The following is a 1,752-nucleotide window of genomic DNA, read 5'->3' as shown; positions in this document are numbered from 1 at the left end:
AGTGTGATTACCAAGGGATTATGTCGGTCTAATTACCGAGCGACTTTGTCGTAAATAGCATATCAGCCAGTTGCTAAACTGGCTACCTTTTATGCCGATTCAACCAGAGCATTAGATTTTTCGACTCGCAATGCGGTGGTATTCATATTGTTTCTTAGCCACATGCTGCGCACACCGCCCGCGCTAATATCAACACCAAGGGCTTCACTGAGCTTTATCGCGACTTTCTGCTGACCAAGGTGAGGGTGTTCAATTGAGAATTGCACAACGGCGTCTTCTATCGCCTTATCCACACAGTTTTTGTGCCGTAGATTAGGTGTTTCTTGGCGTTTTAATGCTTCAGGGCCACCTCGCTTAACTAGTCTTAAGTGCCGATGAATAGTGTCTCGTGATACGCCACTTTGGCGTGATGCAGCGCTGACGCTTCCGAGTTTTTCGATTAACGCTAATACTTCAAGTTTCTTCTGTACTGCCAAGTCTTCTGATGCCAGTTTGCTTGGTTCATTTACTTCCGAGATCTTGAGTTTGCGACCAGCGAAGTGAGCGGTAAACCCTTTTTTACTCGTGTTCCTTATCTCGATTTTCTGATTGGCAATGGAGTGCTTGAGCGGTGAATCTATTAGGTAGAACTTATTGCCATAACTGAAGGTATGGTCGTTACGTATTTTACGATGGTCTTTAATGACGCAGATATCATCAAGGTTGATGTGTTTCGACAGAGGCGTAAATTCAGGTGCTTGCTGTGATTTTACTTGAACTTTCGACTGCCAGAACTGCGGAATGAAGACATGCTTAAGGTAGGCATTGGCAGCGGCAATATCGTTAATATTGTTCAACCTAAGCTCGGGAACAAGGCGGTCTTGGAAGGTATCGAATGCTCGCTCAATACGGCCTTTGCCTTGGGGTGAATTGGCAAAGATGATTTCAATGCCCAGCTCCTCACAAGCCCTCTGCATCTGTGAGAAGTTGCAGCGTTTAGGGCCGCCGAAGATACCGGCTCTGTCCACATAAAGCGTTTTAAACACACCTTTCGTTTCGATACATTCTCTCATGACTTTCAGGCATCCAACGGTGGTCTCTGACGGGAAGAACTCAGCATATACTTCACTGGTCGCATCATCAATCATGGCAATTAAACAGTGCTTTTTATCCCCAAACCAGCGATGTGGACTGCCATCCATTTGCATCATTAGACCCGGTGCTTCCATGCGCTCTCTGCGCTTTCGAACATTGCTACGTCTTCGTTTGGCTCGTTTAACGTGATGAATATCATGTGCCCAACCGCGTAGGGTTTCACGCTTAATAACAATGTTCTCATTCGTAGCTAATTGTTCAGCCAAGTGCAACAGATTCAAATCGTAATATTTTTCCTGAATCAATTTTTGAACCACTTTTTTTATTGATACCGGCGTTTTGTTGGGTGGGGCTTTGCCACTGTTACCATGAACAGCGAATTGAATACCAACTTGCTGATATTGCTTTACGTAGCGTTCAATAGTGCGTCGAGACTTACTGAGTAACTTAGCAGCATTGGCAATTGTTATCCTGCCTTCAACCACTTTAGCTATGATGTCAACGGTGAGTTGAGCTTTAGAATCCATCACAATCATCCTCAACATGCCTTCTAGTATTCCAAAAACAAAACACTAACAGACACGTAAAAAAGTGACCGACAAATTCCCTTGGTAATTAGCGATTACGACAGAATCGCTTGGTAATTAAGATACGACAAAGTCGCTTGGTGTTAACACA

Annotated in this window: 1 protein-coding gene; it reads right to left on the bottom strand. The window is 44.2% G+C overall.

The features are described 5' to 3' along the window. Window positions 1-89 precede the first annotated feature (89 nt). Complete coding sequence (locus QMA00_RS18765; protein ID WP_138765230.1) at window positions 90-1,610, bottom strand: ISNCY family transposase; 1,521 nt, start codon at window positions 1,608-1,610, stop codon at window positions 90-92. Window positions 1,611-1,752 lie beyond the last annotated feature (142 nt).

The sequence above is a fragment of the Pseudoalteromonas sp. APC 3694 genome (genome assembly GCF_030407565.1).
Taxonomy (GTDB): Bacteria; Pseudomonadota; Gammaproteobacteria; order Enterobacterales; family Alteromonadaceae; genus Pseudoalteromonas; species Pseudoalteromonas tetraodonis.
This window is presented reverse-complemented; position numbering and strand designations above follow the sequence as displayed.

What these genes read in the sequence shown, in the direction of transcription:
- QMA00_RS18765 (WP_138765230.1), bottom strand. Translation starts at nt 1,610, where the DNA reads ATGATTGTGATGGATTCTAAAGCTCAACTCACCGTTGACATCATAGCT.